Origin of the sequence: Carboxylicivirga agarovorans, assembly GCF_050589845.1 — a bacterium.
Classification (GTDB): Bacteria; Bacteroidota; Bacteroidia; order Bacteroidales; family Marinilabiliaceae; genus Carboxylicivirga; species Carboxylicivirga agarovorans.
On sequence record NZ_JBNGPA010000073.1, the window covers coordinates 1 to 3,718 of the forward strand.

The 3,718-nt window shown below is 47.5% G+C and carries 2 rRNA genes; both read left to right on the forward strand.

From position 1 onward, the window contains the following. Positions 1–92: 92 nt before the first annotated feature. Positions 93–2,894: ribosomal RNA gene (locus ACRD69_RS25210) — 23S ribosomal RNA — on the forward strand. Positions 2,895–3,067: 173 nt separating this feature from the next. After that, positions 3,068–3,178: ribosomal RNA gene (gene rrf, locus ACRD69_RS25215) — 5S ribosomal RNA — on the forward strand. The last annotated feature ends 540 nt before the right edge of the window (positions 3,179–3,718 follow it).

Here is a 3,718-nt window from a genome sequence, read left to right on the forward strand (position 1 = left end):
CTTTGATTTATATTGAAGACTTCGAGCTTAAAAGTTCTTTGACATATTGGCAACACAAATCAAAATCATAGACACCAACTAGGTGTGTGTAAAAGAAAGTAGATAAGGGCGTACGGGGGATGCCTAGGCTCTCAGAGGCGATGAAGGACGTGATAAGCTGCGATAAGCTGCGGGGAAGTGCAAATAACTATTAATCCGCAGATTTCCGAATGGGACAACCCACTATATTGAAGATATAGTACCAGACTTAGTCTGGGGCAAACCCGGGGAACTGAAACATCTAAGTACCCGGAGGAAGAGAAAACAAGAGTGATTTCCTAAGTAGTGGCGAGCGAACGGGAACTAGCCCAAACCAGAGTTGTTCAGGCAATTCTGGGGTTGTAGGACTTGCATAATCAAGTAAAAAAGAAGTGGAATGCTTTGGAAAGAGCAACCAGAGACGGTGATAGTCCGGTACACGTAATTTTTTATGCGAGGCGAGTATCCTGAGTAGCGCGGGACACGTGAAATCCTGTGTGAATCCGGCAGGACCATCTGCCAAGGCTAAATACTCCTGAGAGACCGATAGAGAACCAGTACCGTGAGGGAAAGGTGAAAAGCACTTCGAACAGAAGAGTGAAAAAGTACCTGAAACCGTGCGCCTACAAGCGGTTGGAGCCGATTTAATCGGTGACAGCGTGCCTTTTGCATAATGAGCCTACGAGTTACTTCTCACTGGCAAGGTTAAGACTTTAAGGGTCGGAGCCGAAGCGAAAGCGAGTCTGAATAGGGCGCTATAGTCAGTGGGAGTAGACGCGAAACCGTGTGATCTACCCTTGGTCAGGTTGAAGCTGTGGTAACACACAGTGGAGGACCGAACCAGTTGACGTTGAAAAGTCTTTGGATGAACTGAGGGTAGGGGTGAAAGGCCAATCAAACTCGGAAATAGCTCGTACTCCCCGAAATGCATTTAGGTGCAGCCTATGATTAATCTTACAGAGGTAGAGCTACTGATAGGACGCGAGGGTTTCATCGCCTATCAACTCCTGATAAACTCCGAATGCTGTAAGATGATGTCATGGAGTGAGGGCATGGGTGCTAAGGTCCATGTCCGAGAGGGAAAGAACCCGGACCATCAGCTAAGGTCCCCAAATGTATGTTAAGTTGACCAAACGCGGTGTTGCTGCTTAGACAGCTAGGATGTTGGCTTGGAAGCAGCCATTCATTTAAAGAGTGCGTAACAGCTCACTAGTCGAGCGGCGATGCATGGATAATAATCGGGCATAAACATACTACCGAAGCTATGGATAGTATTTATATACTGTGGTAGGGGAGCATTCCAAACTGGGTTGAAGCTGAAGATGTGAGTCACAGTGGACTGTTTGGAAAAGCAAATGTAGGCATAAGTAACGATAATGGGGGTGAGAAACCTCCACGCCGAAAGACCAAGGTTTCCTGATCAACGCTAATCGGATCAGGGTTAGTCGGGACCTAACGCGAACCCGAAAGGGGTAGTGGATGGTAAACAGGTTAATATTCCTGTACCTGCTATACAATAAAAGTGACGGATCGGCCAGGTGCTTACGTACTGACGGAATAGTACGTTGAGCCTAGTCTACGGACGAAGCGAAAGTAAGTAACCGGTTCCAAGAAAAGCGAGTATAGCGGCTCGTACCGTAAACGGACACACGTAGTTGGGTTGAGTATACTAAGGCGCTCGAGTGATTCATGGCTAAGGAACTAGGCAAATTAGCCCCGTAACTTCGGGAGAAGGGGCGCTCACTGTATGGTGAGCCGCAGAGAAATGGCCCAGGCGACTGTTTATCAAAAACACATGGCTTTGCTAAATCGAAAGATGATGTATAAGGCCTGACACCTGCCCGGTGCCGGAAGGTTAAGTGGAGATGTTAGCTTCGGCGAAGCATTGAAATGAAGCCCCGGTAAACGGCGGCCGTAACTATAACGGTCCTAAGGTAGCGAAATTCCTTGTCGGGTAAGTTCCGACCTGCACGAATGGTGCAACGATCTGGGCACTGTCTCAGCCATGAGCTCGGTGAAATTGTAGTTCCGGTGAAGATGCCGGATACCCGCAACGGGACGGAAAGACCCCGTGAACCTTTACTGCAGCTTAACGTTGGTTTTGGGTAAGTAATGTGTAGGATAGGACGGAGACTTTGATCTTGCATCGCCAGGTGTAAGTTAGTCACCCTTGAAATACGTCCCTTTGCTTATCTGGAGCCTAACCCTTTCAGGGGACACCGTTTGGTGGGTAGTTTGACTGGGGTGGTCGCCTCCAAAAGAGTAACGGAGGCTTCTAAAGGTGCGCTCAAGACGATTGGTAACCGTCTGTAGAGTATAATGGTATAAGCGCGCTTGACTGTGAGGCCGACAAGCCGAGCAGGTACGAAAGTAGAGCATAGTGATCCGGTGGTTCCGCATGGAAGGGCCATCGCTCAAAGGATAAAAGGTACTCCGGGGATAACAGGCTGATCGCTCCCAAGAGCTCATATCGACGGAGCGGTTTGGCACCTCGATGTCGGCTCGTCACATCCTGGGGCTGGAGAAGGTCCCAAGGGTTGGGCTGTTCGCCCATTAAAGTGGCACGCGAGCTGGGTTCAGAACGTCGTGAGACAGTTCGGTCCCTATCTGTTGTGGGCGTAGGAAATTTGAGAAGGCCTGACGTTAGTACGAGAGGACCGCGTTGGACATACCGCTGGTGCACCAGTTGTTCCGCCAGGAGCATCGCTGGGTAGCTAAGTGTGGAAGGGATAAGTGCTGAAAGCATCTAAGCACGAAGCCTGCTTCAAGATGAGATTTCCATTAAGGGACGTTAGAGACGATGACGTTGATAGGCTGCAGGTGTAAGCGTGGTGACACGTTAGCCGAGCAGTACTAATTACCCGAAGCTTTCAAGAGAATGTTCTCTTAGAGATATATTTGACACACACAAAGATTGGTAGATATGATTTTGATTTGGAGCTGATATGTTATCACGCCAGGCGTGATAGTATCGAGCTAAGAGAGACAAGACACAAGTTGTAAACAGCTTTTGATACTTAGATCTTAGTACTTGATACTAATAAAATATTCAGGTGGTTATTGCATCGGGGTTCCACCTCTTCCCATTCCGAACAGAGAAGTTAAGCCCGATAGCGCCGATGGTACTGCGTAGAAGTGGGAGAGTAGGTCGCCGCCTTTTTTTAGAGAAGAGCAATTGCTGATGCAGTTGCTCTTTTTGCGTTTAATAATATTATAAGGTACTCCCAGTGCGGGAGAGTAGCCCCGATAGCTATCGGGGGCCGCCTTTTTTTAGAGAAACCTCTTATTCATTCGAATAAGGGGTTTTTCGCGTTTAATACATTCTTAACTACCGGGTACCGGATCACAATCAAATTCCGGGTCCTGGCATAAATTCTACACAAACGATAGAGAAAGAACCTCACATCTGTCACGCCTCTAAACTACCTTCTGTTTTTATTATTTTAGGTTTGGGGTGATTAACTGAAATTTTAGTTTCTCCGTTGATGAAACATTTAATAATATTAGAGCTGTATGTCAGGCTGAATTGAAAATCGACGCAGTCAAAGCCTGATACATCAAAGCTTGAGGCAACGCCCACGAGTGTTCGAAAAGATTCAAACATTCACATATATAGTGTTTTGCAAGCTGTAAATCAGCTCTCCTCCTGGCAAGGAGGAGTACCTCGACGAAGGAGAGGGGAGGTGGTTTTAAGTCTTTT